A 25,289-nucleotide genomic window follows, 5' to 3' on the forward strand; every position below is an offset into this window, starting at 1 on the left:
TTGAAAAAGCGAACATCACGTATTAGCTCAAGATGTGGCCGTGCATGCGGGCCGGGCCGCCGACCGAGAACATCCCCGCATTTTCGGAGATTCCCCATGGATTGTGTCGAGAACCGTACCCGGATCCGGAACATGGACGCCTTGCTGGACGAGGCCGAACGCCTTGGAAGCCGCGCGCGCATTGCCGTTGCCTGCGCCCACGACCGCGAAGTGCTCAAGGCCGTGGGCCGTGCGCAGGCACATGGCATCGGCCGTTTCGACCTTGTTGGCGAGGAGGCAGCCATCCGCACCCTTGCCCGGGAACTGGGCGTGTGCGTGGCCGGGTGCGAAATACACGACGCCCCGGGCGAGGAACAGGGCGCGGCAAAGGCCGTGGAACTGGTCGCCTCGGGCCGGGCGCACGTACTGCTCAAGGGTTTTCTGGATTCCGGCGTATTTCTGCGCGCCGTTCTCAACCGGGAGTGCGGGTTGCGCGAGCAGGCCATGATCAGCCATACTGTGCTCATGGAAATGCCCGCTGCCGGGCGCATGTATTATCTCACGGACGCGGCCATGGCCATCAAGCCGAGTTTGGAGGAAAAGGCGCTCATGGTCACCAACGCACTGCAGGTGACCCACGCCCTGGGGCTGGAGAACCCGGTGGTGGCCGTGCTGGCCGAGTCCGAAAAGGTCAATCCCAAGATGGAGGCCACGGTCCACGCACAGGAACTGGTGGCCATGAACCGGGACGGGCGGTTGCCCGGTTGCCGGGTGGGCGGACCGTATGCGTTGGACAACGCGGTCTCCGTGCACGCCGCACAGCACAAGAACATGGACGACCCTCTGGCCGGTAACGCCGACATTCTGCTGGCCCCGGATCTGGCCGCCGGAAACATCCTCTACAAGGGGCTCATGTATTTTGCCGGGGCCCGTGCTGCGGGCGTGGTGGTGGGAACCCGCGCTCCTGTGGTGCTCAATTCACGCGCAGACACGGACGAGACCAAGCTCAATGCCATGGCCCTGGGCGTGGTCATGGCCCATGCCCGGGGAATGATTTGATCCCGGGCGGGCTGGCCGGGGCTATTTCCTGAGTTTCGCCAAATGGAGGCGCACGGCTTCCACAACCCGGTTGAAGCGCTGGCGCAGCCCCTGCAACCCGCTGCAGGCCAGGTCCATGCGCCCCTGCGTGGCCCAGCGCTCCAGCTGGCGCGATTCGTTCATGATGTCCAGCGCGTGCACATGGCTGACCATGTTGGAAATGGAATGCAGGGCCTTGGCAAGCCCGGCCGCATCGTGCGCCTGTTGCGCCTCGTTGAGTTGTTCACCCTTTTCATGTGCTTCCCTGAGAAACAGCTCCAGAATTTCGACCAGCAGTTCCGTATTGCCCTGAAAACGTTCTGTCAGGGCGGCCATGTCCAGCGGCGAACTGTTGGGCGTTGCCGCTGTCGATTTTGTTCTGGGCATGGTGCGGCGCGGCAGGGCGCAGGCGTGTCCGGTCGGCTTTCTGGCGGCCTGCACCAACCGGGAAATGGCGTTGGAGAGCTTTTTCATGTCCACGGGTTTGCTTACGTAATCGTCCATGCCCGAGGCCAGTATCCTTTCCCGGTCTCCTTTCATGGCATAGGCTGTCAGGGCGATGATGGGCGTGTTGCGGTGCGTGGTGCGCGCCTTTCCCTTGCGGATGGCCCGGGCCGTTTCCAGCCCGTCCATTTCCGGCATCTGCACATCCATGAGGATCAGGTCGAACGGCTCTTTTTCGTTGCGCAGGGCTTCCAGCGCCTCCGCCCCGTTGTGCGCCAGCACCACGGTATGCCCGAACATGGTCAGGAAGTGGGTCAGGAATTTCTGGTTCAGGGGATTGTCTTCGGCCAGCAGCAGGCGCAGGTTCATGAGCGACGGCAGGATTTCCGCCTGCGCAGGAGCCTTGTCGTGGCTGCTGGCGGGCTGTGAGAACCAGATTTCAAAGGTGAACAGGCTGCCGCGCCCCTGTACGCTGGAGACTGTGATGTCGCCGTGCATGAGCGCCACCAGCTCACTGGTGATGGCCAGGCCAAGTCCCGTGCCCTGATGCAGTTTTCCCTTGGGGCTTTCCAGCTGGGAAAAACTGTCGAAAATGGTGTCCTGCTTGTCTGCGGGAATGCCCATGCCCGTATCCGCCACCCGGAAGATCACGGAAAAACGGTCTTTGTTCGAGGCGCCCGATTCCACGGAGATGTCCACGTGGCCCGCATCCGTGAATTTGACGGCATTGCTCAGCAGGTTGCGCATGATCTGGCCCAGCCGTTCCTCGTCGCCATGCACGCGCCGGGGAACGTCCTCGTCGATGCGCATGTCCATGGCCAGCCCCTTGTGCCGGGCCTGGGCCTGAAAGGGCTGCACCATGCGTTCCAGCGCGGGCACGAGGTCGAAGTCGCCCGTGGAAAGGGTCATCTTGTCCGCTTCGATCTTGGAGATGTCCAGCACGTCGTTGACCAGCGCCAGCAGGGATTTTGCGGCGTCGCGGATCATGTCCAGGTTGTTGCGCTGTTCCGGCTTGAGGCCGGTGGTGATGGTCATTTCCGCGAGCCCGATGATGCCGCTGATGGGCGTGCGGATTTCATGGCTCATGTTGGCCAGAAAACGACTTTTGGCCTTGTTGGCCTCTTCTGCGTCCCTGAAAGCCTGTTCGGCGGCGGCGTTGGCGGCAACCAGTTTCTGCTGCATGCGTTCACGCAGTATGGCGTTGCCCATGATTTCCGCTGCCACGGCCAGCGATTCGGCCTCGGTGGGCTGCCATTCGCGTTCGTTTCGGAAATGCAGGGCGCACAGGGTGCCCCACCAGTTGCCGTCCACGAACACCGGCACGGCCAGCACAGAGCTGATTCCGTTGCTGGCGAGCACGTCCCGTTCCCGGGCCGGAAAGTTTCTGGTTTGCCCCATGACGCCCTTGCCTGCGCCGAGTCGTTCCTGCCAGCGGGGCAAACGGTCCAGCTGCAGGGAGGCATGTTCCTTTGCCGACGTTTGAAGGGGCTCGGCCAGCCATTGATGTTCCGTGGTGCCGGGCAGGTTGGGGGATTCCCTGTGATTTCCAAGCAGCAGGCAGGCGTCGCACCCCAGCGACAGGCCCAGAGCCTGCAATACGCCGCCGGCCCCGGTGCTGATGTCCTGATCGCGCAGGAACAGCCCCACCGCGCGGCTCACGGCGTGGAGCACGTTGTCCCGTTGTTCCAGCGTTCGTTCGTAGTATTTCTGCGCCGTGATGTCCCGTGCAATGCCGTGGGCGCATACCAGTTGCCCGGCGTAGTCCATCTCCACATGCCGCCTGATGTGCATATGGCGGACTTCGCCGTTTCGGCGCAGGATTCGGTATTCGAAATCCAGCGGCCAGCCCTGGTCGAGGGTGGCCCGGTTGGCCTGGTCAAAGGTGTTTCTGTCGTCCGGGTGGATGTAGTTGCGCAGGGATTCGAATCCGGTCAGATCTTCGGGCCTGCAGTCCAGCAGTTGGTACATGCCCTCGGACCAGGTCACTTGCCTGTTGCCGTCCATGTGCCAGCTTCCGGTGCGGGCCATTTGCTGGGCCATGCCCGCGTGTTCCGGGCACATGCCTGCCTGCCGGGAGCCGGACAGGGCATGGCGCAAGGCCATGGGCAGCGTTTTTTCCAGGGCTTCGTCGTCTTCAAGGTACTCCAGGGCTCCGGCGGCCAGCGCTTGGTTTTCCCTGTTCGTGCCCTGTGGTGCGAGCACGATGAGCGGGATGCCGTCTGTTTCCCCGGTCATGCGCTTCACGAAATCGGGCAGACGGTCCGGGGCGCAGGCGGGAACGGCGATCACCGCGGTGGTGTGCAGCGGCGTATCGGGGCGGGGAATGGCGCCCGTTCCGTTCACTGGGCGGAGTGTGTATTCCGGCCGGGAGCGCAGCAGTTTTCCAAGCCTGTTCACAAGGTCCGTGTCCTGACTGGAAACCCAGATAGTGTGCGACGCGATGTTCATATTTGTCGGGTAACGCAATACGCCGGGGCAGTCCATACCGCCGGGGCGACGGCATCATGTGCGCTGTCGGCGTGCCTGTTTACGGCAATGGGCAAAATGTTCCGGGCTTCTTGCATAATTTCAAATGGGTGGCTACATTGTTTGAAGGCAGTCATTCCCGGCCGCCAAAGCTTTTCTCGGGATTTCCATGCGAACGTTGAGCTGGATATTGTCGTTATTGATACACGCGGCGGCCGCAGTGGTGCTTGTCTCCGCCGTGGGCTCTTTCGAGCCCGAAGACCTGTCCATCATCGACGTGGAACTGACCGAGGTGGAGCCCGAACCTGCACCGATGCCAATGCCTGCACCGGTTCCTGCTCCGGTTGCGTCCATGCCTGCTCCGTCCAAGGACCCGTTGCAGGCCCGGAAACCCGGCCTGCCTGCGGATAAAACCGTGGTGCTGACCCGCAAGCCCCCGCCGTTGTTGCCCACGGTATCGGACTCGGCGCCCGCCCCGGCGGAAATTGTCGAACCGGAGCCCGGCGTCAAGGACATCAGCCCAACTCCGGCGCCCACGTTTTCGGATGAATCCGAGGAAGGCGTCCATCACATCCAGATGGACGCGGTGGCCCACCGCGGTGCCGAGGCGCGGTTCGGGCGCATGATGTTTGCGGACTATTATTCCTATTCCCCGGATGAGTTCGCGGGCCAGTTCCGTGTGGAAGGGGGCAGGGTCGTGACCATCATCGATGCGCGCAACACGGCCTACGGCCGCTTTCTGATTTATGATTCCTATCGGGGCGAGTTGCGCAGACTCAAGAAATTCAATAAATATATTTATACCATAGGGCCATCGCTGGACAAGGACGAACCGGTGACGGGTTCGGTGACGTTCCTGGCCAAGGACGACCGCATCGAGCGGTTCATCTATCTGCCGGACGGAGAAAAGGGGCTGTTTCCGTCCAAGATTCATTTTCGCGAGGAAAAGGTGCGTGTTGCCACGGGCAAGGCCGAGGTGGACGGCATCGTGACCCTGCCTCCCACCAAGGGAACCTATCCGGGCGTGGTGCTGTTGCATGGCAGCGAGTGCATTCCGCCGGCGCTGGTGCAGGGGGCTGTGCGCGCATTGGGCATGCACGGAACCGTACTCATGGCCTTTTCGCCGCAGGGATGCGGGCAGGAGGGCGTCAAGCGGGCGCCCGACGCTGCCGGAGATGCTGTCAAAGTCTTGGAAAATTTGAGAAAACATCCGGAAGTCGGCAACAGCCTTTCAGGATATCTGGGGGTTGGCGAAGGGTGCGCCGAAGCTGTGCGCGCAACGCTTTTGCCGGGGAGCAATCCGGACTTCCTGATCTGCCTGCCAGAGGCCAGGGGCGCAGCGCCGGATTTGAAACAGGTGGCGCGGCTGGGCGTGCCGTCCCTGTGGATTGTTCCTTCCGGACGCGCATGGCGTTCGTTTCGCAGCGGGCTGGAAACATTGCGCGACAAGCGCGGCAAACCCGTTACCGTGGTGGTGGATGACCTGAAAAAAGCTCCGTCCGTGGTTCCGGGCAACAAGGGTGATGTCGAAACAGGGGAAGCCGGGTCGCTGGTACAGGCGGTTTCGGCCGGGCATGCATCCCTGGCAGCTTCGTGGATAGCGGGCCTGAAGGCGCGCTGAGGTCGATCTGCAGGGGGCGGATGGTCCACTTCATTTCTCTGCGGGAATCGGTTACTGTGCCTTGCTGGGCATGTTCGTATTTTACGGAAGCCGTGTCCACGGTTTGGGATTGTTGCGAAGGGCCGTAAGGGGAGCGAGACATATGCGGGTGATGATAGTTGACGACCACCCTCTGTTCAGGGAGGGGCTCAAGGCGATTGTGCGTGAGGCTGAGGGCTTTTCGGTGGTGGCCGAGGCCGGAAGCGGAACCGAGGCCATGGATCGTGCCCTTGAACACAGGCCGGACATCGTGCTCATGGACATAGCCCTGCCGAGCAAGAGCGGCATCCAGACCATTGCGGAACTGCGCAGCAAGTTGCCGAACACCAAGTATGTTGTCATCAGCATGCATTCCGAGGCCGATTACATTGTGGAGGCCTTTCGGGCCGGGGCCAACGGCTACATGATCAAGAAATCCGCAGGAACCCAGCTGCTTGAAGGTCTCAAATCCGTTGCCTCGGGCGGCATGTTTCTGGACAGCGCGCTTTCCGCCGAGGTCATGCAGCGACTCGTGAACCTGAGCGACGAGGACGAAGGCGAAAATGACCCCGTCTCCCTGCTGACCTCTCGGGAGCGGCAGGTCATGCAGCATGTGGTGGAGGGCAAGACCACGCGTGAGATTGCCGAGGAATTGTTCATCAGCCCCAAAACCGTGGAAAATCATCGCGCCAACATGATGCGCAAGCTCGGATTTTCCTCCACGGTGGAACTGTTGCGCTTTGCCGCGCGCACCGGGGTCATTGATCTGGACACATGGTCGAGCTGATTGGGCCTGTATGGCTAAACAATAGCTTTCGAAAAGTTATCGATAGTCAAGAAATTTTTTATTTCAATATGAAGCGAGGCTGCCGAAAACGGCAGCCTCGCTTTTTTGTGGGGGAAGGTATGCGGGGTTACCCGCTGGTGATCTCGATGCGTTTGGGCTGGGTCTTTTCCACGCGCGGCAGATAGAGTTCCAGCACGCCGTCATTGAGGTTGGCCCTGATCCGTTCACGGTCCACGATGTCCGAAAGGGACACGCTTCGCCGGTATTCGCCGTTGCCGAACTGCATTTCCGAATACCGTTCGTTTTCCGGGGCCGGATACGAGGTTTTTCCCGACACGGTCAGGTCGTTTTCCTGCAGGTCGATGACAAGGGCGTCCTTGTGCACGCCGGGCAGGTCCATATAGATGTAGAAGCCGTCCTCGCGTTCCAGAATGTCCGTTGCCGGACGGAAGGTGGGCAGGCTTTTGTCTTCCTTTTTCATGACGTCACTCATGGCTTGCCTCCTTTACTTCACGTCGATGCTGATGGTGCGCGGCTTGACTTCCTCTGCCTTGGGCAGGGCCACGGTGAGCAGGCCGTCCTTCATGGTGGCGTTGACCTTGTCGCGCTGCACCGGGATGTTCAGGTTGATAACCCTGTGGAAAACTCCGGCGGGCCGTTCCTGGCGATAGTATTTGCCTTCCTCGGCCTTGCGTTCTCCCTTGAGCACCAGTGTCTTGTCGGTCAGGGTCAGCTCGATGCCGCTCATGTCCACACCCGGAATCTCCGCCCGGACGTAGATGGTGTCGTCGTCCTGGCTCAGGTTCAGGGGCGGGTAGGCCATGCTCTTGCGGCCGGCCACCCCCGGGCTCAGAAATTCTTCGAACAGTTTGTCGAAACGGTCGAAGGGCGAATACAACGTATTGAAATCAAGTACCATATCCAACCTCCTTGTCGTCGTTTACATGGAGATAAATAAGACTGCCTATCGTATTGTCAACATGCCGCCACGTGTTGTGGATAACTTTTTCAAGAATAATCCGCGGGGCACGCAAGGCAAGGGGCAGGGGCAAAAAAATAACACATAAAACGGCCAGGGCCCGGCGGACTGTGTCCGCCGGGCCCTGGCCTTCCGTGATGGAACGTTCTTACGCCTTGCTGCCTTCCCAATCGTCATAGGCTACGGCCTGATCCGTGAGCATGATGGGGATTTCATCCTTGACGGGATAGACCACAGCGCATTTCGGGCAGTACAGGCCGTCCTCGTCCGGCAGCAGGGTCAGTTCGCCCTTGCATTCCGGGCAGGCCAATATATCCAGCAGTTCCTTGTTCAAAGCCATGGGTTGTTCCTCCGGGTTGGTTTCTGCCCGTGGTTGTACCTGCGTCCGCAACGCAGGGCAACGCCAAACTGGGGGCAGAGGGTCAGGACGCCCCGGCTTCCCTGCCCAGCAGGTCGATGGCCAGTCCGGCCATCTTGTCCATGTCCGGCTTGGATATCTGCGCACTTGCGCCCACCGAGTCGCCCTTGTGTCGCAACTCGTCCGTGATGATGGACGAATACAGGATCACGGGCAGGTTTTGCAGGGCATTGTCTTCCTTGATGTTCTTGGTCAGGGTGAATCCGTCCATGCGCGGCATTTCGATGTCGGCAATGACGATGTCCAGAAAATCATTAACGCGTTTGCCCTGTTCCTCTGCCGTGGCCTTGAGTTCCTGCAGCTTGTTCAGGGCTTCTTCGCCCGTGTTGGTGAGCATGATGCGGAAGTTGGCGGCCTCCAGATTGTTCTTGAGCATGGCCCGGATGGTCGCGGAATCGTCGGCCACCAGCGCGGTGACCTGGTTTTCGGCCCGCACGTCCGCGGTCCACAGGGCATCCTGGCTCGTGGGGTCCAGCGCCGAGAGTATGTGCTCCAGGTCGAGCAGCTGGATGAAATGGTCGTTGATGTCCACGAGGCCGATGATGGTGTTCTGATCCGCGGTACTGAGCACGCCCTGGGGCGGGATGACTTCGGGCCAGCCCACGCGGTGGATTTCCGTGACGCCCGACACGAGGAATCCGGTTACGGACTGGCTGAATTCGGTGACGATGACCACGTCCAGCGGGTCCTTGACCCTGTCCATGCCCAGCCAGATGGAAAGGTCCAGCACCGGCAGGATATGTCCGCGCAGGGGGATGGTGCCCATGAAGCACGGGTGGGGCGCGGATTCCGGCGGTTCAAGGTCCGGGCTTTCGATGACCTGCATGACCTTGGCAACGTTGACCCCGAAATAACAGGAATCCATTTGCCCGTTTTTCCCCGGCTCGTTGATGAAGAATTCAAGGATTTCCAGTTCGTTGGTTCCGGTCTCCAGCAGGATTTCCTTTTTTATGTCCATGGTGCCCTCGCTGATGAAAGGTTTCCCACTCTGAGCCAGATATACGGGGGCATGGTTGCGGTGGGAAGTATAATCATGCCTTGGTCTCTGGTGTTGTGGCCTTTTGCCCCGCAACACGGTACATCTAGTCCTCTTGCCGAACATACGTGAGGCCCGATAGATTATCAAATACAACAGGATTATTGACGATGATTGATTTGCATACGCACTCCACGGCATCGGATGGCACGGTTTCTCCCCGGGAGCTGGTTCGCAGGGCCGCACAAGCCGGGATCGAGGCCCTGGCCCTGACCGACCATGACACGATTCAGGGGCTGCCCGAGGCCATGGAGGCCGGAAAGGAATTCGGGGTGGAGGTCATTCCGGGCTGCGAACTGAGCGTGGAGTCGCCGGAAGGCGCCGGCTGGATTCACATCGTGGGCCTGTGGGTTCCCGAGAATCCCGAGCCGTTGCTCAAGGCCTTTGAATGGGTGCAGGAGGGACGGCGCGTGCGCAACCACGAGATAGTGGCCAAGCTGCGCAGGCTGGGCGTCAACATTACCTACGAGGGCGTGGCGGCCCGTGCCGGGGGGACGGTGGGGCGGCCGCACATTGCGCAGGAAATGGTCTCCCTCGGGGTGGTGGACAACGTGCAGCAGGCGTTCGGGCGTTATCTGGGCGACAACGGCCGGGCCTATGTGCCCAAGCGCAAGCTGAATCAGGAGCAGGCCCTCGGCGTGCTGGCCGAGATCGGGGCCACATCCGTACTCGCGCATCCCTACATCATCGGGCCGTCATTCCCGTTGGTGGAGTCGGTGGTGGGCAATCTGCGCGACCTCGGTCTCGAAGGCATGGAGGTCTATTATTCCGAGCATGACGAAGTGACCACGCGCCGGTTCGGTGAACTGGCGGACAGGCTGGGGCTGCTCAAGAGCGGCGGCTCGGATTACCACGGATCGGTCAAGCCGCACATCGAGCTGGGGGTGGGCAAGGGCAACCTGAACATTTCCTATGATCTGGTGCAGGCCATGAAGGAATACCGCATGGCAAAGGGCCAGTGGATCACCGAACGGGTGCACGGCTGAGTCATTCGGTATGGGTTTTTTCCGGGCGCGGCAGGCAGGCTTGTCGCGCCTTATTTTTTCTTTTTTCTGGTTTTTTTCCGTCGCTTGCCGTTGGCGAGCAGGGTGCGCAGCTTTTTTTCGGCCTTGAGCGGATCATCCTCGTGCAGCAGGAATCGTTCGTCCTGTGAACTGGTCCAGTGCCATCCGGCCGGCCGCTGCAGCATTTTCGCGCCCCGGGATTCCAGATACTCAAGGGCGTCTGCAACCCTCATCTCCTCTTCCAGTTCCTGAAGAATGGCCAGACGCTGCTTCATGCCCCGGAAATGGTGGGCAATGTCGTAGGCCGAGCGGATGAAATCCTCGGGCTCCAGCGAGGTCTGTTTCTTGCGCCCCGAAAGATGGCGCTGCATTTCGCCGAGGTCCTTTTTGAGTTCCTGCACCTCGAAAAGTGCGGCCTCCCTGTCCCTGTCCACTTTTGCGGTAAGGTCTTTGAATACTGCCCTGATTTTATGCATCGACATGGATTTCCGCCTCCCCGGGCACTGTGTCTAGATTTTTTCTATACGCTAGCAGAAAAAAAAGTGGCTGTGAACAGCGTCCGCATTGATCGCAAACATTGATCCTTTTGCCGAAAAAAAAGGCCGCCGGAAAATCCGGCGGCCTTCGATGTTTTCAGGCGGTGCGGTTAGGCGCAGTCCTCGACGGGCTCGGCCTCGCCGCTGGCGACCTTCTTCATGACCACGAGGGTCTCGAAGATCATCCATACTTCCAGCAGCAGGACGATGAGTCCGATGACGAAGAGCATCATGTTGCCCTTGGTCATGAAGTTCTGGAGGTTGTAGACCATGGCCCAGCCCGTCATGGCGATCATGAACACCAGCGGGATGCCGGTGATATAGGCCGGAGCCTTGCGTCGCGCAAGGTACACGGTGATGACCAGCAGGGCCATGGCGGCCATGAGCTGGTTCACGGTGCCGAACAGGGGCCACAGGGCCAGTGCGCCCTTCTTGACCTCGGCAATGCCGAAGCCGCCGTTGAAGCACAGCACTGCGGCGGTGCCCACGGCGATGAAGGTGGCTGCGTTGGGCTTGGCCAGTGCGGGCATCTTGTATGCCTGCGCCAGCTCACCCACCACATAGCGCTGGATGCGGGTGGCGCTGTCCAGCGTGGTGGCCGCGAAGCTCACCAGGAACACGCCCATGATGGCCAGGGAGATGTTCTTGGGAATGCCGTAGGAAGCCATGAGGTTGGCCGAGCCTTCCACGAATGCGCCCAGCTTGGCGCCGAGGCCGGCGGCCGAGGACCAGGAGGCATAGTGCGTGGTGAAGGCCTGCGTGCCGGTGAGGATGCTGCCGTCGGACTGGGTCATGCCCAGACCGATGCCCGCGCCCACGGCCACGATGACCAGGGTTGAGAGCGCGGATTCCGTGAGCATGGAACCGTAGCCGATGAACAGGCAGTCTTTTTCGGATTCGCACTGCTTGGCGCTTGTTCCCGAGGAAACAAGGGAGTGGAACCCGGAAATCGCGCCACAGGCGATGACCACGAACAGGAAGGGCAGGATTGGGGGCGCGCCTTCGGGCGACATGTTCACCGTGGGAGCCACGAAGGTGGGATGCGCCACCACCGCGCCGAGGCCCAGCAGGGTCAGGGCCACGAGCAGCTGGTGGCCGTTGATGTAGTCGCGGGGCTGCAGCAGCGTGGTGACCGGCAGCACCGAGGCGATGTAGGCGTAGGCCAGCATGATCAGCACCCAGACCACGATGGGGTTGAGCCCGGCGATGGAGGGCATGGTCAGGGGGACGTATGCGCCGATGACCACGGTGACGTACATGATCACGAGGGCCACGATGCCCCACATGGTGTGTCCCTGGCCTTTTTTGTAGACCAGATAGCCCAGCAGGACGGCGATGGGTACTTCGCCCCAGACCGGGATGACCGATGCCGGGTACATGTTGAAGAGAATGCCGATGATCAGCGCGAACACCGCGATGACGATGAGCAGCTCGAAGAAGATGATCAGCAGGAACAGGGTGCGCACGCGGTGGCTGATGAGCTTGGAGGCAACGTCGCCCACAGAGCGGCCCTGGTTGCGCATGCTGACCATCAGGGAACCGAAGTCATGGACCGCGCCCATGAACACGGCGCCGAAAAAGACCCAGATCACGGCCGGCACCCATCCCCAGATGATGGCGATGGCCGGGCCCACGATGGGGCCGAGGCCGGCGATGGACGTGAAGTGGTGTCCGAAGAGCACTTCCTTTTTGGTCGGAACATAGTCCTTGTCGTCGCGCAGCGAACAACTCGGGCATTCCAGCGCCTCGTCGATTTTGAAAATTTTCTTGGAAAGGAACTTTCCGTAGGTGTAGTAGGCCACGAAATAGCCTACAAAGCATAGTGCCGCAATCACTAAAGAATTCATTTTGCCCCCCCTTGAGGGATGGTCGGGTTGGATGAAGTGCGCCGCCCCACACGGTGCAAGCCGCTGCCAGATCTAAGCCATCCGGGCTTCCTGGGAGTCGCGTCGAATGGTTGTAGCCTTTGCCATACTGCATCGTGTGAACAGGACGGTGCAGTATGTGAATAAGCGCACAAACTGTGCGCATTTGACTACCCGTAACGCCGAATCAGCGAAAAAGCAACGTGGGTGAATATTATTCGGTACTGAAGAGAAGGTTGCCGTTGGTCAGTTCCTGCAATGCGGTTTCGAGACGGGAAACGTTGCTTGCCGGAAGTCTGAGGGAAAAGGATGCGTCCACGTCGAACTGTTCGTGGAGTATGCGGGCTTCGTGCTCCGGGAGCAGGCGTTTGAACAGGGTTATCGCATCATAGGGGATTACGGCTTCGACGTCGGCTGTCCGGACGTGCTGTGCCCGGGGCATTGTTTCCAGGGCCATGGAGACCATGCCGGAGTAGGCGCGGACCAGCCCCCCGGTGCCGAGTTTGGTGCCGCCGAAATAGCGGGTCACCACGCAGGCCACCTCGCCCACGCCCGAGTGGAGCAGGACGTTGAGCATGGGGCGTCCCGCGGTACCGTGCGGTTCACCGTCGTCGCTCATGCCGATGCGGGCCGTATCGCCGGGCGGGCCGGCAACAAAGGCCCAGCAGTTGTGGGTGGCGTCCGGGTAGCGCGCTTTTGTGCGGGCCACGAAATCCCGCGCCGATTCCATGTCCGGGGCGTGGGCCACGGTGCAGATGAAACGGGAGCGTTTGATGGTCTCGAGCACGGAATGTTCCGGTTCTGCCGGGATGTCGTAACGTCCGTTTGGCGTGTCAGGCGGTACTTCTGGCATGGACAAAAGATGTACGCGCGGCCCGGGGCGGGGTCAATGCGGCAGGTTGGCCGCGTAGGTGTTTCTGATGGACGAGAATTCCTTTGAACGGGCCACGGCGTACATGGTTTTCCAGAAGCGCTGCACCAACGCAGGGTTGTGGCGGACGAAGTTGCGGGAAAAGGCGAGGTAATAATGGTTCGAGCCGATGGGAGGCGAAAGCTTGACCACGTTGCGGAGCAGCTCCGGGTGTTCCGCCAGCACGCTTTGGCCCATGTCGTCGAGGGTAGCCACGGCTCCCACCAGCCCCTGCTGCAGTTTTTCGAAACATTCCGATTGTGTGGGGAATTCCACATGGCGGATGCCCATGCTGTCGAGGGTGTGGATGAAGGTGTACCCCGTGCCTGTGGCCACGGGCGCGCTGCCGAGGTTGCGCAATTCCATGCCGTCCCAGCTGATGCGGGATTGTTTGAGCGTGAAAAAGGAATGGGAGCGGTTGCAGAGGGCCATGGTCGTTTTCGGTTGGCCCGGGGCCTCGGAGGGAAAGGCCAGGAACCGGCTGCGGTCCCTGTTTTGGCTGACCGGGAAAATTCCGTCGGCCTGTCCGCTCCTGACCGTGTACAGACAGCGTTTCCAGGGCATGCGTTCCAGAGAGAGGGCGATGCCAAGACGTTTGGCGGTCATGGTGATCAGTTCCACGGCCAGCCCGGGGCGATTCTTTGGAACAGTGTACCCGTCCCCGCAAATGTATCCGGCATAGGGCTGGTTTTCGAAAACCAGGTGCATGCCTTTCTGTTCGCAAAGGCTGGAATGGGCTGTCAGCAGGACCATGCAGAAAAGCATGGCAGCCGCAATTCGTGAGGCCGAGTTCATGTATCACTCCGAATTCTTTGCGGAAGACAATATGCGTATACAGCCTTTGGATCAAGGGGGTAATGCAAATGAGTGTGAAAAAAATGTAAATGAATTAGAGTGTGAATAATTACAGAGAAGTAGGATTTTCGTGCAGTAGGGAGTCTGTGGCGGGTGTCAGGCTTTGGACGGCGATGAGTGTTCACGGATGGCCTTGGTCATGAAGGCGAAAAAGCTGTTGCCCTCGCCCTGAAAATGCCAGCCCAGATGCGCCTGGCAGGAGGCGCACAGGGCGATGCGCCAGACGTGGCCCGCAAACCACGTGTATTCGATGGTGGCTCGGCCCACCGGGGTTGCGCCCGGCGCCGGGCCAAAGCAGGAGACCTCGAAGACAAGGCCGTGGGGATTGAAGAATACGTGGGTGTTGCTGCCGTTCACGGCCATGCGGGAACAGGCCGGGGCAATGGTGGCCCCGCAGGCGCGGCACAGGACCATGGGCCCTTCGTGATCCGCGCTGCGTCGTTGCGGATTCGCCCGGGGGCGGCGTGGCGGGCCCGGGCGTGTTTCGTGTTGCTTTTTTGTCAGCAGGGGCACGAGGGATGATTGCGTGAAGGCGTGCATAATGGCCCCCATGATACCGCATTATGCCTGGACGGCAAGTGCGGAATCGCAGGGGCCCCAAATCGGTCATGCGCTTTTCTGCGTGACCCAGACCCCGAGGAAGATGCACCCGGCAGCCAGAAGCTGCATGGGGTTCAGGGTTTCGCCCAGAAAGAGCCACGCAAAGAACACGGCCACCACGGGCACGAGGTTGATGAACACGGAGGCCCGGCTGGCAGGGATGCGTGCGACCCCGATGTTGTACAGGCCGAACGCGCCCAGCGTGACGCAGGAGCCGAGGTACGCGGCCACGGGCAGCACGGACGCAAGGTCTGCGGCCGGAACGTGCAGCAGCGGGCCGATGCCGGGCAGAAAGAAGATCGCGCCCGCAAGGGTCTGCACCGCAGTGATGGTCCATGGGCCGAATTGTTCGCTCAGGTGCTTGATGATCAGGATGGAGCCGGATGCCGCGGCCATGGCTCCAAGTTCCAGCAGGTTGCCCAGCAGCGGGTTCGGCGCGTCGCCCGAGGGCGTGCCGGCCAGCGTGAGCCAGACCACGCCGAGCACCGAAAGCAGCAGCCCCGCATAGGCTCGGGGGCTGATTCTTTCCGCAAGGAATACGCGCGCTCCCACAGCCACCATGATGGGCAGGCATGCGGCCACGATCCCGGCCTGCGCCGAGGTGGTGTATTTGAGCGCGTAGGACTCCAGCAGGAAATAGAGGCAGGGCTGTAACGCGGCCAGAGGCAGGAACAGTTTCCACCGGTTCAGTATGACCCGGGGCTGCACGATGCGGCCGAGCACCGGGGTCAGGATCAGGCTGCCCACGGTCAGGCGCAGCCACATGATGCTCCACGGGTCCAGCACGCGCAGGGCGGCCTTCATGGCCGGGAACGAACTGCCCCAGAACAGCACGGCCCCGAGCAGGGTCATGGTGGGCAGGGATATGAGCGCGGCGGGCTGCCGGGCGGTTGCTGACTTGCTCATGCGAAATCCTTGGTTGCGAGTATCGGTGGGTTGCAACGGCTTTTTGCCATGGGGGGTGCTTCAGCGTCTTGTGCGTTATTGCCTCGGGCGCGGGTATGCGTCAGCCCCGGACGTACTGCGCGGGCGTGGCCCCTGTGAACAACTTGAATTTATGGGTGAAATGGCTCTGGTCCGCAAAGCCCGTTTCCTGCGCAGTCTCGGCAATGGACATGCCCGAAAGCAGCAGCCCCTTGGCGCGGTCCACCCGGCATTGCAGGTGAAAGCGGTGGGGCGGCAGACCCGTGGCTTTCTTGAACACGCGCAGGAAGTGGTAGCGGCTCAATCCGCTGACCGTGGCCAGCGTGTCCAGCGAAACCCTGTGGCTGAGGTTGTCGTTGAGGTACTCGCGGGCGCGCCGCACGGCTGCAGGTTCGTTGCCGGTGCGGGGCCGGTGAATGCCGCCGTGGGCAAAGAACAGCCCGGCCATGGCCTGCATCATGGCCGCGTCCTTTTCCAGCGGCTCTGCGTGGCCGTGCACCAGCGCGTTCAGCTTTTGCAGCCGCGCGGAAAGCACCGGGGTGTGCGCGGTGAGGTCGTGAAATTCCGGCAGGGCGTCCCGGCCGTCGCGCAGGTCCCCGGCCATGCGCCGGAGCCAGTGGTTCTGCACGAAGAACATGCGGTAGGTCACCCGTGCATCGGTGTCCATGATGATGCCGGAGTGCACCTGGCCGGGGTTGATGAGGCACATTTGGCCCGGGTCGATGTGGATGGAGCCGTGCCCGGGGCCAAGCACGAAGCAGCGTCCCTGTTCCATGACGCCGATGGTGTAGCAGTCGTGGGTGTGGTGAGGGAAGCTGTGCGCGGAGTTGGCGGAAAGGCGGATTTCCAGCGAATGCAGATCCGGATCGCGCCAATAGCGTATATGTTCCTTGTCCATGGCGATTATCCTCGGCATTGAAGCCTAGCCGGGGTGGCTGCGGATGTCTTGTAAAAAATTGCTTTCAGGCCAGGGTGGAGAGGATCAGCCGCGTTCCAAGGAACCACATGGTGGCGCAAACGGCTCCGTCCAGCATACGCCATGTGGCCGGCCTGCGGAAGACCGGGGCCAATGCCTGACCGCCGAGGGCCAGCAACAGGAACCATGCCAGCGACGCGCTCATGGCCCCCAGCCCGAACAGGGTCCGGGCTGTTGCCGGATATTGGCCGCTGATGCTGCCCATGAGCACCACGGTGTCCAGATATACGTGGGGGTTGAGCAGGGTGACCCCGAGGGTCAGGGCGAGCACTGCACGCAGGGAGTCGGGCGCGTGGTCGTCGGTTTGCAGGCTTTGGCCCTTCATGGCCGAGCGCAATGCGCCAAAGCCGTACCAGAACAGGAACGCCGCGCCGCCGAATGCCGCGATTTGCCCGAGTTGCGGATTGCTCGCCACCGCCGTTCCCACGCCGGATATGCCCACGGAAATCAGGATCACGTCGCACAGGGTGCACAGCAGGGCCACGGCAAGGTGGTGGTTGCGGCGCACGCCCTGCGAAAGCACGAACGCGTTTTGTGCCCCAATGGCCACGATCAGGCTGCCGCCCATGCCGAAACCCTCAAAAAATACTGAATACATTGGTAAAACCCCCAAGAAGTGATTAGCGGGCATAATAGTGGGAGCTGTTATAAAAGTAAATTTAATGGTATTGATTTTAGATTAGAAACAGTAATAATTAACCATGCTCGACTACAAATTGCTGGAAGCGATGGCCGCAGTGGTGGATGAAGGCGGGTTCGAACGCGCTGCTCGCGTGTTGCACCTGACCCAGTCGGCGGTGTCGCAGCGGGTTAAGCTGTTGGAGGAGCAGTCCGGGCAGATTCTTCTGGTCCGTTCCCATCCGCCGCAGCCCACCGAGGCGGGCATGCGCCTGCTCAAGCATTGCCGCCAGGTCCGCAGGCTCGAAGACGATCTGGACGTGGACCTGAATCTGGCCGGGGATTCGTTCACCACCCTGCCCGTGGGCATCAATGCGGACAGTCTCGCAACATGGTTTCTCCCGGCCATGCAGGATTACCTTGCGGAAAGGCCGGTGTTGCTGGATTTGCGCTCCGATGATCAGGACCAGACACACCGCTTGCTGCGCGACGGCGTGGTGCTTGGCTGCGTGTCTTCCCGGAGCGAGCCGTTTCAGGGTTGCCGGTGCGACTATCTCGGGCACATGGACTACAGGCTCCTGGCCAGCCCCGGATTCCGGGACAAATGGTTTTCCGGAGGGTTTTCGGCAAAGTCCCTGAGTCGTGCGCCCATGCTCATCTACAACCGCAAGGACGAAATGCACGTGCTCCTGTTGCAGCGCGTGCTGGGAGCGTGTCCGGACCTGAATCCTTTTTATGTGCCGTCTTCGGGACGTTTTGCGGATTTCATCGCACAGGGTTTGGCCTGCGGCATGCTGCCCGAGCAGCAGTGCGGGGAACTCGTTGCCCAAGGGCGGCTCGTGAACCTCATCCCCGGGGAGAGCGAGCGAGTCGATCTTTTCTGGCATTGCTGGAATATCGAATCTTCGGTGATGGATTCCTTTTCCCGCGCGCTCAAGGCCGGAGCCTCCCGGCTGCTTGCCCGAAACCGGTAATCATGGTTTTGCACTCCGGACCGGCTTGGGGTATTGACGGGGGCGTTTGCATTTTTTTGAAACAGAACAATCAAGGAGCGTTCATGCGCCGTATCATTCGTTTGCTGTTCCTTGTGGTCATGGTCGCCAGCCTGACCGCCTGCCAGAGCGCGTATTACAAAACCATGGAGTCCGTGGGATACCACAAGAGGGATATCCTGGTGGACAGGGTGGAAGACACCCGTGAAGCCAATCAGGACGCCAAGGAGCAGTTTGCCGACGCGCTGGAGCGGTTCCGTTCCGTGGTGCAGGTGGACGGCGGCGAGTTGGAAGAACGCTACGATGCCCTGAATTCAGAATATGAGGACTGTGAGGACCGGGCCGAGACCGTGCGCAAGCGCATTGCCAACGTGGAAGACGTGGCCGAGGCCCTGTTCAGGGAATGGAAAGAGGAGATCGGCCAATATACCAGTGCCAGCCTGCGCTCCAAGAGCCGCAAGGTCATGAACGACACCAAGACCCGCTACAACCGGCTGATCAAGTCCATGAAACGCGCCTCGGCCAAGATGGACCCGGTGCTGGCCGCGTTCAAGGATCAGGTGCTCTTTCTCAAGCACAATCTCAACGCCCGTGCCGTGGCTTCGCTCAAGGGTGAACTGAGTTCCATCCGCTCCGACGTGTCCGTGCTCATTCGGGACATGGAGCGGTCCATCAAGGAAGCCGACTCGTTCATCAAGAGCATGGAGTCCGGCAAGTAGGGTGTGAATATTTCGGGAAATCGGGGAAGGGGGCTTTGCAAAGCCCCCTTCCCCGCAAACTTTTTGGCCAGCGGCCCGGTCAGCGATGCTGACCGGGCCGCTGGTTTTGGGTGGTTGGTCAGCTTTTTTCAAGAGCGCCAAACCGTTTTGCATTCGCAGAATGCAAAACGGAGAAAAGTCAAGGGACGTGTCCCTTGCGGGTGCAGGGCCCTGCCTTTTCCCCGGAAAGGCGGCACAAAAAAACGGCCCCTCTCCGTTCGGAGAGGGGCCGAACCTATTGGCAGACTGTTGTCGGTATACAGTGTCGGTAGGTTTTCAGTAAGGAGAGAAGTCAGTTTTTTCTAGTTATTGGAAGACTGACGATATTTGACAAGGTCGTTGATGGACAGCACGGGCATGTCGTGTTGCCTTGCAAAGTCCACGATCTCGGGCAGTCGGGCCATGGTGCCGTCCGGGTTGGTCAGTTCACAGAGCACGCCGCAGGGATTGAGCCCGGCAAGGCGCATGAGGTCCACGGTGGCCTCGGTGTGGCCGTCGCGTTCCAGCACGCCGCCGGAGCGCGCCCGCAGCGGGAAGATGTGTCCGGGTTTGTGCAGGTCCGAGGGTTGCGCGTCCGGACGGGACGCGGCCTTGACCGTGGCCACGCGGTCCGCGGCCGAAACCCCGGTGGTCACGCCTTCGGCAGCCTCGATGGAGATGGTGAATCCCGTGCCGTATCGGCTGGTGTTTTCTTCCACCATCATGGGCAGGCCCAGCTGGCTCACGCGTTCCTCGGGCAGGCACAGGCAGACGATGCCGCTGCACTCGCGGATGAGCATGGCCATCTGTTCATTGGTGAGCGAGTCGGCCGCAAAGATGAGGTCGCCCTCGTTCTCGCGGTTCTCGTCGTCCGTGACAAGCACGCCGCTGCCCGCGGCAAGCGAGGCCAAAGCCCGCTCCACGCGCTCGCGGGGCGCACCAAAACGTGAAAGCAAAGTCTGATTCATGGCAGTTCTCCTTGAACCGTTGAAACATGAATCAGGGCGCAGGAAGAGACAGGCGTCCGAAAAACGGACAGCAGGCGACCGTGCGCAGGAGCGCACGGCCATGGAGGCCGGTCTGTCTTACCCTCTTCCATCCGGACTGTTACCGTCGGCTCCGGCGTTTCACCGGATCTGCTGACCTCCTGCCCATGCAGGAGCGCTCGCGGGCTCCCCGGCCGAGCCGGGATACCGCCGGTGGGGAATTGCACCCCGCCCTGAGAAGTAAGATAGGAAAGTCAATGCACCCGTCAGCGGGTTTTGTCAATGGATGGTGGGCTGTTCCGGAATGTCCCAGCGTTTGCGGAGCACCTCGAGGGTGCCATTTTCTTTCAGAATTTCCATTCCCCGGTCAAAGTCCCTCAGATACGATTGCGCTCCGACGTTTTCAAGCAGGGTTATGCAGTACTCTTTCGCCTCGTGGAACACGGGCTGCTTGACGAATTGTCCGTGCCATCCCAAGGCGCGGATGACGTAGTCCCAGTTGGCCTCGTAGCCGATAAAACCGTCCACATGTCTGGCCCGGAGCATTTTGAATCCGGTGCGGATGGTGTTTACGGCGTATTTGTTCACGCGTAGCGGGTCGAGTTCGTTCCACTGGTCGCCGTAATTGAACCCGCGAAGTGCGGCGATGGTTACGTTGTTCAGTTGTTTCAGGCCGTTCCAGTTCAGGGTTGAATCCGACCGCGTGTAGATGAGCATGCGTGCGGTGTTGACGGGCATTTCCGAATAGGCGTACAGCTTGCGCCGTATTTTGTTTTCCCCGGCAGGGAAAAGAAGTTCGGCCTTGCCTTCTTTCAGTTGGGCCATGGCGCGGGCCCATGGCGCCACGTTCAGCACAATGGTCAGGCCTTGCGAGTGCAGGCTTTCGCGCACCACATCCCAGCTGTAGCCCTGCAGGTAACGGGAGTCCTTTCCCGGAGGGATGGTCTCGCCACTGACGATGCGCGACGGGGGATAGGTAAAGCAGTAGGGGGCATATCCGTTCAGGGTGACAACGTGAACGACCTGTCCTGCGGCATGGGTGTCATGCGCCGGGGAAAAGGCGAGCAGGCAGACCGTGGCAAGTAGCAGTAAGACTGTTGTACGCATGAACGATCCCGTATGCTTGCCCATGTGGGCTTGGGCGGTTACAAGAACATATACTGTTAGTGGGGAGAAGCCGATCTGTCCAGCCGGGGCAAGGCTTTTCCCACAGATAATAACGCCTTTTGCGTTGTCAGGGCACGGGTTGCGCCTTAGAGTGGGGCATCGTGTGCCATTACCGACATTGAAATGAAAACAAGGAGAACCCATGCTCAAACCTGAATCGTGCACCCTGTACAGTGGGGCGGCTCGTGGCGCGGAATCCGAGTTCGGCCGTCTGGCGGCCCAATATGGCGTGACGGAAGTGAATTTTACCTTTGCTGGTCACAGCAACGACCGCACCGAGGGCCTGCGCGTGCTGAGCGACGATGAACTGGTGCGCAAGGATGTCAGCCTGACCTACGTCTCCCGGTTGCTGAACCGTTCGTTCACCAACGCGGAAAAGATGCGCAAGGTCTTGCAGACCATCATGTATCAGGTTGATTCCGGCCACGAGGTTTTCATCGTGGGCGTGATTCAGGATGATGGCACGGTCAAGGGCGGTACCGGCTGGGGCGCCGAATTCGCCAAGATCTGCAACAAGCCGCTCTACGTGTTCGGCCAGGCCCGCAACGCCTGGTTCAAATGGAACAAGGGCGAATGGGAGACCGTGGAAAATCCGGTCATCACCTCGGCCCGGTTCACGGGAACCGGAACCCGTTTTATTGAAGAAAACGGCAAGAAGGCCTTGCAGGACCTGTTTGCCCGTTCCTTCGGTTAGGCTGCCGATACAGGCACGATCGCTGCGTTAATGCAAAAAGACCAAAGGCTCGTGTACGTGAGTACGCTTCGCCCTTGGTCTTTTTTTTTGCCTTGCGCTCGCACCGGTCTCGACAGCCTTCCTGATTGATTCGTGATCAATCCGGTGAAAGGCTTTGCGCCTTTCGGCTGCCGACACAGGCACGATCGCTGCGTTAATGCACAAAGATCAAAGGCTCGTGTACGTGAGTACGCTTCGCCCTTGGTCTTTTTTTCGCCTTGCGCTCGCATGTTTGCAGCCCCCCCGCCGGATTGAGGGAAAAGATTTGCGTGGCCGCCTCATACAAAGCGACGCCGGTTTTGCCGTTGTTATGTATTTCAGTTCGTATTCGGCCGTGCGGGAACGGCAGGTTAGTTGGAGCCGAAAACCTTTTTAAGCAGTTCGGTGGTGCGTGCGGCCGGGTTTTCGCGGATGTTTTTTTCTTCTTGGGCCATGATGGTGAACAGGCCGTCCAGTCCCTTGTCGGTGACGTATGCATCGATGTCCGTGAGCAGGGGGTCCTTGCTGCCCAGCATGGTTCCGACGCCGCTGGCGCTTGCCGCCAAGGCCTTGTACTGGCTGGTCACGTTGTAGCGATCGGTCATCTGTTTGACGATGGGCAGGAACTTTTCGAACAGGGTGTCGCGCGTGGTGCGGTCCAGATATGCGGTGGCCGCGTTGTTCGGGCCGGTGAGGATTCTGCGCGCATCGCGGAAGGTCATGGCCGTGATGGCATCAAGAAAGACATCCTTTGCGTGGGGCGCGGCCTTTTCCGCGGCACGGTTCATGCTTTCCATGAACTGGTCCACCATGTCGCCCCGGCCCACCAGCCTGAGCGCGTCGGCAGCGGTTGCCGCGTCCTTGGGCAGGGGGATGCGCACGCTGGGGTTGTCCAGATAACCGCCCACAACTCCCAGCCGTTTTACGGCCACATCCACACCTTTTTCCAGAGCCTGTTTGAGACCCTGCGCGGTCTGGGAGTCTGCGGACGAGCGGTCCGGACCGGTCAGGGTGTTGGTGATGACGTTTTGCAGGTTGTTTTGCCAGCCGGCATAGGCAGGCCCCGCAAGCAGGGCAACAGTCACGGCCACGGCACAGAATACTTGTCTCATGGTTTTTACATCCTGTTGCAGTGTTTCCTTGTCTCTCATGATAGCATACGTGAACAGACAGGTTGCGGGCAAGCAATGAAACGCGGGCCGGGAAATCGCGTTTCGCAAGAACGGAGGCATGATCATGGAATATGTTCGCATGGGCGTCATGGGTACGGCCGGTACAGCATTAAAACGCACCATACCGGCCATGCATAAGGAATCATCCCTGTGCCGGGTGCAGGCCATTGCCTCGCGCAACCGGGCCAGGGCGGAGCAGGCGGCCCGGGAGGCCGGGATCGGGCAGGTCATGGGCAGCTATGAAGAATTGCTGGAATCCCCGGATATCGATGCGGTCTATATTCCCCTGCCCAACCATATGCATGTGCTGTGGGCCATCAAGGCCCTGCGCGCGGGCAAGCACGTGTTGTGCGAAAAGCCTGTGGCCATGAGCGCGCAACAGGCCCGGGAGCTGGCGGACGAAGCTGCACGGCATCCCGGGCTCAAGGTCATGGAGGCGTTCATGTACCGGCACCACGACCAGTGGCGGGAGGCAAAGCGGCTGGTGGACGACGGGAGTCTGGGCAAGGTACGCGCCATCCGTTCGGTGTTTTCCTATTACAATACGGACCCGGCCAATATCCGCAACCGTCCGGACATGGGCGGCGGGGCCATGATGGACATCGGCTGCTACTGCATCTCGCTTTCCCGCTGGCTTTTGGGTGCCGAGCCGGACATGGTGCGCGGCACCGTGGACATGGACCCGGATTTCGGCACGGACCGCCTGTTCTGCGGCACCATGCAGTTCGGGGCCCGAGTCTCCTCGTTCACCTGCTCCACACAGCTGGAAGCCCATCAGCGTGTGGACATCTTGGGAACGCGCGGACGCATGGAGCTGCTGCTTCCCTTCAATCCGCCGCAGGACGGCGAAACATCGGCATTTCTGTCGTACGGCGGTGGCGTGGAGGAAATCCGGTTCGAGTGCGACCAGTATGCGGCCATGGCCGCAGCGTTTGCCCGCTCCGTGCTGGACGACGCACCCGTGCCCATGCCGCTGTCCGACGCCGAGGCCAATCTGCGGGTGCACGAGGCCCTGATGCGCAGTGCGCGCAATGGCGGCAAACACGAAACGCTTTGATTTCATGCTAGCCAGCAAGCCTTCGGCCTTTCGTTGGCAGCCAATGCGCCGGTTTCATTGTTGAAGTCGGCGTTTTTTTGCGGATGGGGAAAGCCGGAGCGCATGGGCTGCTCAGTGCATGGCTGCCCAAATCATGCTGCCTGCCCCGAGTTGGGCGGGTTTTTCGCCCGATGATTTGTGCTGGCCTCAGCAGGATGAGCCCGGCGGCAGTGCCATATGGGCGAAAGTTGCGCCGTTCGCGGGAGTGTTTTTTTGTAATATGCTAAAATAAAATGTTTTTTTCTTTTGGCGTTGATTGTGCATGCAGAGTGGGAAATGAATACAACGCCAAGGAGGCAGAATATGATTATTGCTATCAGCGCAACGGGCGAAAGCCCGGACGCTCCCATGGAAGAGCGTTTTGGCAGGGCTTCCGGCTTCCTGATCCACGATACGGAAACCGGCGAATATACCTATATGGACAATGCGGCCAACGCGGGCCTGCCGCAGGCCGCCGGGATCCAGACGGCCCAGAATCTCGCTGCGCGCGGGGTCAAGGCCGTGATCACCGGACAGGTTGGCCCCAAGGCCGCGCAGGCCCTGAATGCGGGCAATATCCCGGTGCACAACTGCTCGGGCTGCTCGGTGAGCGAAGCCGTGGCCCGCTTCAAGAACAACCAGTTGCAGGTTTCGGCCGGTGATCCGGCCATGGGATATGGTGCGGCTCCGGCCACGCCCGGAGGCCAGGGTTGCCGCAGGCTCGGCGGTTCCGGCATGGGCATGGGCATGGGGCGCGGTGGCGGCCGCGGTGGCGGACGCGGCATGGGCGGTCGCGGAACCGGCATGGGCGGCCGTGGAATAGGCGGTGGCGGCATGGGCCGCAATCGCGGTTCATGATAATGGAGGAAGGCATGACCAAGATCGGAATCATACGTTGCGAAAAGAACGAGGAACGGTGCCCCATGACCAATTGCCTCAAATGTCTGATGGAAACCCGCGAGGGGTTTGCGGACTATGAGGAATGTGTGCCTGTGGGCGTGTTTACCTGCCGTTGTCCCGGTGACAATTTCAGCACGCTGGTGCGCACGCTCAAGGCCAAGGGCGCGGAGGTGGTCCACGTTCCCACCTGCAGCTTCGCCAACAAGCAGGGCGGGGAATGGTTTCTGGGCGACGGCCTGTGCATGAAGGTGGACGACCTTCTGGAACGCGCCGCCAATGACGCGGACATTCCCGTGGTCAAGGGAACCGCGCATTTGCCCAGGGATTACCAGCCCGAAGTCGTGAAATAACATCAGGCTGCCGATACGGGGCCGACGGCTTCGTTGATGCAAAAAGACCAACCCCTCGCGTACGTGTTGTACGCGTCGGCCTTGG

General features: G+C 60.6%; 26 protein-coding genes and 1 riboswitch. Of the genes, 10 read left to right on the forward strand and 16 right to left on the reverse strand.

Annotated elements, in window-relative coordinates; translation table 11 throughout:
• Positions 1-96: 96 nt before the first annotated feature.
• Positions 97-1,038, forward strand: a complete 942-nt coding sequence (locus tag F8A88_RS13250; RefSeq protein WP_151151647.1) for a bifunctional enoyl-CoA hydratase/phosphate acetyltransferase — start codon at positions 97-99, stop codon at positions 1,036-1,038.
• Positions 1,039-1,059: 21 nt separating this feature from the next.
• Here the strand turns inward: F8A88_RS13250 and F8A88_RS13255 are convergent, their stop codons facing one another.
• On the reverse strand, positions 1,060-3,948 hold the full coding sequence (locus tag F8A88_RS13255; protein ID WP_161598423.1) for a response regulator: 2,889 nt from the start codon (positions 3,946-3,948) through the stop codon (positions 1,060-1,062).
• Positions 3,949-4,135: 187 nt separating this feature from the next.
• Here F8A88_RS13255 and F8A88_RS13260 point away from each other — a divergent pair, with 187 nt between their 5' ends.
• Positions 4,136-5,587 carry an alpha/beta hydrolase family protein gene (locus F8A88_RS13260; RefSeq protein WP_151151649.1) on the forward strand — a complete coding sequence of 484 codons (1,452 nt, stop codon included), beginning with the start codon at positions 4,136-4,138 and terminating at the stop codon, positions 5,585-5,587.
• 142 nt (positions 5,588-5,729) lie between these two features.
• Positions 5,730-6,392, forward strand: coding sequence for a response regulator (locus F8A88_RS13265; RefSeq protein ID WP_151151650.1), 663 nt, complete (start codon positions 5,730-5,732; stop codon positions 6,390-6,392).
• Positions 6,393-6,519: 127 nt separating this feature from the next.
• Here the strand turns inward: F8A88_RS13265 and F8A88_RS13270 are convergent, their stop codons facing one another.
• The 4 genes from F8A88_RS13270 to F8A88_RS13285 all read right to left on the reverse strand — a co-directional run bounded on the left by F8A88_RS13270 (position 6,520) and on the right by F8A88_RS13285 (position 8,747).
• Complete coding sequence (locus tag F8A88_RS13270; RefSeq protein WP_151151651.1) at positions 6,520-6,885, reverse strand: Hsp20/alpha crystallin family protein; 366 nt, start codon at positions 6,883-6,885, stop codon at positions 6,520-6,522.
• Between the two features lie 12 nt (positions 6,886-6,897).
• Positions 6,898-7,311, reverse strand: coding sequence for an Hsp20/alpha crystallin family protein (locus F8A88_RS13275; protein WP_151151652.1), 414 nt, complete (start codon positions 7,309-7,311; stop codon positions 6,898-6,900).
• Positions 7,312-7,519: 208 nt separating this feature from the next.
• Complete coding sequence (locus F8A88_RS13280) at positions 7,520-7,711, reverse strand: Trm112 family protein (protein WP_151151653.1); 192 nt, start codon at positions 7,709-7,711, stop codon at positions 7,520-7,522.
• Positions 7,712-7,793: 82 nt separating this feature from the next.
• Positions 7,794-8,747 carry a chemotaxis protein gene (locus tag F8A88_RS13285; protein WP_151151654.1) on the reverse strand — a complete coding sequence of 318 codons (954 nt, stop codon included), beginning with the start codon at positions 8,745-8,747 and terminating at the stop codon, positions 7,794-7,796.
• A 188-nt stretch (positions 8,748-8,935) separates the two neighbouring features.
• Here F8A88_RS13285 and F8A88_RS13290 point away from each other — a divergent pair, with 188 nt between their 5' ends.
• Positions 8,936-9,811, forward strand: a complete 876-nt coding sequence (locus tag F8A88_RS13290; RefSeq protein ID WP_151151655.1) for a PHP domain-containing protein — start codon at positions 8,936-8,938, stop codon at positions 9,809-9,811.
• A gap of 50 nt (positions 9,812-9,861) precedes the next feature.
• Here F8A88_RS13290 and F8A88_RS13295 read toward each other — a convergent pair whose 3' ends face one another.
• The 8 genes from F8A88_RS13295 to F8A88_RS13330 all read right to left on the reverse strand — a co-directional run bounded on the left by F8A88_RS13295 (position 9,862) and on the right by F8A88_RS13330 (position 17,093).
• Positions 9,862-10,311, reverse strand: a complete 450-nt coding sequence (locus F8A88_RS13295; protein WP_151151656.1) for a hypothetical protein — start codon at positions 10,309-10,311, stop codon at positions 9,862-9,864.
• A 164-nt stretch (positions 10,312-10,475) separates the two neighbouring features.
• A complete protein-coding gene (locus tag F8A88_RS13300) occupies positions 10,476-12,212 on the reverse strand; it encodes a carbon starvation CstA family protein (protein ID WP_151151657.1) in 1,737 nt (578 codons plus the stop codon).
• Positions 12,213-12,444: 232 nt separating this feature from the next.
• A complete protein-coding gene (locus F8A88_RS13305; RefSeq protein ID WP_241667457.1) occupies positions 12,445-13,017 on the reverse strand; it encodes a YigZ family protein in 573 nt (190 codons plus the stop codon).
• 99 nt (positions 13,018-13,116) lie between these two features.
• Entirely contained in the window at positions 13,117-13,935 is an 819-nt protein-coding gene (locus tag F8A88_RS13310; RefSeq protein WP_151151659.1) for a substrate-binding periplasmic protein, read from the reverse strand.
• Between the two features lie 156 nt (positions 13,936-14,091).
• On the reverse strand, positions 14,092-14,409 hold the full coding sequence (locus F8A88_RS13315; RefSeq protein WP_151151660.1) for a cereblon family protein: 318 nt from the start codon (positions 14,407-14,409) through the stop codon (positions 14,092-14,094).
• Positions 14,410-14,601: 192 nt separating this feature from the next.
• Positions 14,602-15,501 (reverse strand): DMT family transporter, encoded by a 900-nt coding sequence (locus tag F8A88_RS13320; protein WP_151151661.1) that lies wholly within the window; start codon positions 15,499-15,501, stop codon positions 14,602-14,604.
• Positions 15,502-15,601: 100 nt separating this feature from the next.
• Positions 15,602-16,417: an AraC family transcriptional regulator gene (locus F8A88_RS13325; protein WP_161598424.1), complete on the reverse strand. Its 816-nt coding sequence runs from the start codon at positions 16,415-16,417 to the stop codon at positions 15,602-15,604.
• Positions 16,418-16,481: 64 nt separating this feature from the next.
• A complete protein-coding gene (locus F8A88_RS13330; protein WP_151151663.1) occupies positions 16,482-17,093 on the reverse strand; it encodes a LysE/ArgO family amino acid transporter in 612 nt (203 codons plus the stop codon).
• Positions 17,094-17,196: 103 nt separating this feature from the next.
• Between F8A88_RS13330 and F8A88_RS13335 the strand changes: the two genes are divergently transcribed.
• Both F8A88_RS13335 and F8A88_RS13340 read left to right on the forward strand, forming a co-directional pair.
• On the forward strand, positions 17,197-18,087 hold the full coding sequence (locus F8A88_RS13335) for a LysR family transcriptional regulator ArgP (protein WP_151151664.1): 891 nt from the start codon (positions 17,197-17,199) through the stop codon (positions 18,085-18,087).
• Positions 18,088-18,170: 83 nt separating this feature from the next.
• Positions 18,171-18,824, forward strand: coding sequence for a DUF2959 domain-containing protein (locus F8A88_RS13340; protein ID WP_151151665.1), 654 nt, complete (start codon positions 18,171-18,173; stop codon positions 18,822-18,824).
• 341 nt (positions 18,825-19,165) lie between these two features.
• Here the strand turns inward: F8A88_RS13340 and ribB are convergent, their stop codons facing one another.
• Both ribB and F8A88_RS13350 read right to left on the reverse strand, forming a co-directional pair.
• Entirely contained in the window at positions 19,166-19,810 is a 645-nt protein-coding gene (gene ribB / locus F8A88_RS13345; protein ID WP_151151666.1) for a 3,4-dihydroxy-2-butanone-4-phosphate synthase, read from the reverse strand.
• Positions 19,811-19,925: 115 nt separating this feature from the next.
• Positions 19,926-20,074: riboswitch (FMN riboswitch) on the reverse strand.
• Positions 20,075-20,107: 33 nt separating this feature from the next.
• Positions 20,108-20,935: a transporter substrate-binding domain-containing protein gene (locus tag F8A88_RS13350; protein ID WP_161598425.1), complete on the reverse strand. Its 828-nt coding sequence runs from the start codon at positions 20,933-20,935 to the stop codon at positions 20,108-20,110.
• 202 nt (positions 20,936-21,137) lie between these two features.
• On the opposite strand from F8A88_RS13350, the gene F8A88_RS13355 reads away from it, so the two are divergent.
• Entirely contained in the window at positions 21,138-21,689 is a 552-nt protein-coding gene (locus tag F8A88_RS13355; protein WP_151151668.1) for a hypothetical protein, read from the forward strand.
• Between the two features lie 389 nt (positions 21,690-22,078).
• Here F8A88_RS13355 and F8A88_RS13360 read toward each other — a convergent pair whose 3' ends face one another.
• Positions 22,079-22,819, reverse strand: a complete 741-nt coding sequence (locus F8A88_RS13360; protein ID WP_161598426.1) for a DUF4197 domain-containing protein — start codon at positions 22,817-22,819, stop codon at positions 22,079-22,081.
• A gap of 124 nt (positions 22,820-22,943) precedes the next feature.
• Between F8A88_RS13360 and F8A88_RS13365 the strand changes: the two genes are divergently transcribed.
• From F8A88_RS13365 to F8A88_RS13375, 3 genes are all read left to right on the forward strand, one after another.
• A complete protein-coding gene (locus tag F8A88_RS13365; RefSeq protein ID WP_151151670.1) occupies positions 22,944-23,936 on the forward strand; it encodes a Gfo/Idh/MocA family protein in 993 nt (330 codons plus the stop codon).
• A 342-nt stretch (positions 23,937-24,278) separates the two neighbouring features.
• Positions 24,279-24,812 (forward strand): NifB/NifX family molybdenum-iron cluster-binding protein, encoded by a 534-nt coding sequence (locus tag F8A88_RS13370; protein ID WP_151151671.1) that lies wholly within the window; start codon positions 24,279-24,281, stop codon positions 24,810-24,812.
• Between the two features lie 14 nt (positions 24,813-24,826).
• Positions 24,827-25,204, forward strand: coding sequence for a CGGC domain-containing protein (locus F8A88_RS13375; protein WP_151151672.1), 378 nt, complete (start codon positions 24,827-24,829; stop codon positions 25,202-25,204).
• Positions 25,205-25,289: the final 85 nt, after the last annotated feature.

Origin of the sequence: Pseudodesulfovibrio senegalensis (assembly GCF_008830225.1) — a bacterium.
Taxonomy (GTDB): domain Bacteria; phylum Desulfobacterota; class Desulfovibrionia; order Desulfovibrionales; family Desulfovibrionaceae; genus Pseudodesulfovibrio; species Pseudodesulfovibrio senegalensis.

Excerpts from the sequence above, each read along its gene's own strand:
- F8A88_RS13250 (WP_151151647.1), top strand. The coding sequence starts at position 97 with ATGGATTGTGTCGAGAACCGTACCCGGATCCGGAACATGGACGCCTTG.
- F8A88_RS13255 (WP_161598423.1), bottom strand. The coding sequence starts at position 3,948 with ATGAACATCGCGTCGCACACTATCTGGGTTTCCAGTCAGGACACGGAC.
- F8A88_RS13260 (WP_151151649.1), top strand. The coding sequence starts at position 4,136 with ATGCGAACGTTGAGCTGGATATTGTCGTTATTGATACACGCGGCGGCC.
- F8A88_RS13265 (WP_151151650.1), top strand. The coding sequence starts at position 5,730 with ATGCGGGTGATGATAGTTGACGACCACCCTCTGTTCAGGGAGGGGCTC.
- F8A88_RS13270 (WP_151151651.1), bottom strand. The coding sequence starts at position 6,885 with ATGAGTGACGTCATGAAAAAGGAAGACAAAAGCCTGCCCACCTTCCGT.
- F8A88_RS13275 (WP_151151652.1), bottom strand. The coding sequence starts at position 7,311 with ATGGTACTTGATTTCAATACGTTGTATTCGCCCTTCGACCGTTTCGAC.
- F8A88_RS13280 (WP_151151653.1), bottom strand. The coding sequence starts at position 7,711 with ATGGCTTTGAACAAGGAACTGCTGGATATATTGGCCTGCCCGGAATGC.
- F8A88_RS13285 (WP_151151654.1), bottom strand. The coding sequence starts at position 8,747 with ATGGACATAAAAAAGGAAATCCTGCTGGAGACCGGAACCAACGAACTG.
- F8A88_RS13290 (WP_151151655.1), top strand. The coding sequence starts at position 8,936 with ATGATTGATTTGCATACGCACTCCACGGCATCGGATGGCACGGTTTCT.
- F8A88_RS13295 (WP_151151656.1), bottom strand. The coding sequence starts at position 10,311 with ATGTCGATGCATAAAATCAGGGCAGTATTCAAAGACCTTACCGCAAAA.
- F8A88_RS13300 (WP_151151657.1), bottom strand. The coding sequence starts at position 12,212 with ATGAATTCTTTAGTGATTGCGGCACTATGCTTTGTAGGCTATTTCGTG.
- F8A88_RS13310 (WP_151151659.1), bottom strand. The coding sequence starts at position 13,935 with ATGAACTCGGCCTCACGAATTGCGGCTGCCATGCTTTTCTGCATGGTC.
- F8A88_RS13315 (WP_151151660.1), bottom strand. The coding sequence starts at position 14,409 with ATGGTCCTGTGCCGCGCCTGCGGGGCCACCATTGCCCCGGCCTGTTCC.
- F8A88_RS13320 (WP_151151661.1), bottom strand. The coding sequence starts at position 15,501 with ATGAGCAAGTCAGCAACCGCCCGGCAGCCCGCCGCGCTCATATCCCTG.
- F8A88_RS13325 (WP_161598424.1), bottom strand. The coding sequence starts at position 16,417 with ATGGACAAGGAACATATACGCTATTGGCGCGATCCGGATCTGCATTCG.
- F8A88_RS13330 (WP_151151663.1), bottom strand. The coding sequence starts at position 17,093 with ATGTATTCAGTATTTTTTGAGGGTTTCGGCATGGGCGGCAGCCTGATC.
- F8A88_RS13335 (WP_151151664.1), top strand. The coding sequence starts at position 17,197 with ATGCTCGACTACAAATTGCTGGAAGCGATGGCCGCAGTGGTGGATGAA.
- F8A88_RS13340 (WP_151151665.1), top strand. The coding sequence starts at position 18,171 with ATGCGCCGTATCATTCGTTTGCTGTTCCTTGTGGTCATGGTCGCCAGC.
- ribB (WP_151151666.1), bottom strand. The coding sequence starts at position 19,810 with ATGAATCAGACTTTGCTTTCACGTTTTGGTGCGCCCCGCGAGCGCGTG.
- F8A88_RS13350 (WP_161598425.1), bottom strand. The coding sequence starts at position 20,935 with ATGCGTACAACAGTCTTACTGCTACTTGCCACGGTCTGCCTGCTCGCC.
- F8A88_RS13355 (WP_151151668.1), top strand. The coding sequence starts at position 21,138 with ATGCTCAAACCTGAATCGTGCACCCTGTACAGTGGGGCGGCTCGTGGC.
- F8A88_RS13360 (WP_161598426.1), bottom strand. The coding sequence starts at position 22,819 with ATGAGACAAGTATTCTGTGCCGTGGCCGTGACTGTTGCCCTGCTTGCG.
- F8A88_RS13365 (WP_151151670.1), top strand. The coding sequence starts at position 22,944 with ATGGAATATGTTCGCATGGGCGTCATGGGTACGGCCGGTACAGCATTA.
- F8A88_RS13370 (WP_151151671.1), top strand. The coding sequence starts at position 24,279 with ATGATTATTGCTATCAGCGCAACGGGCGAAAGCCCGGACGCTCCCATG.
- F8A88_RS13375 (WP_151151672.1), top strand. The coding sequence starts at position 24,827 with ATGACCAAGATCGGAATCATACGTTGCGAAAAGAACGAGGAACGGTGC.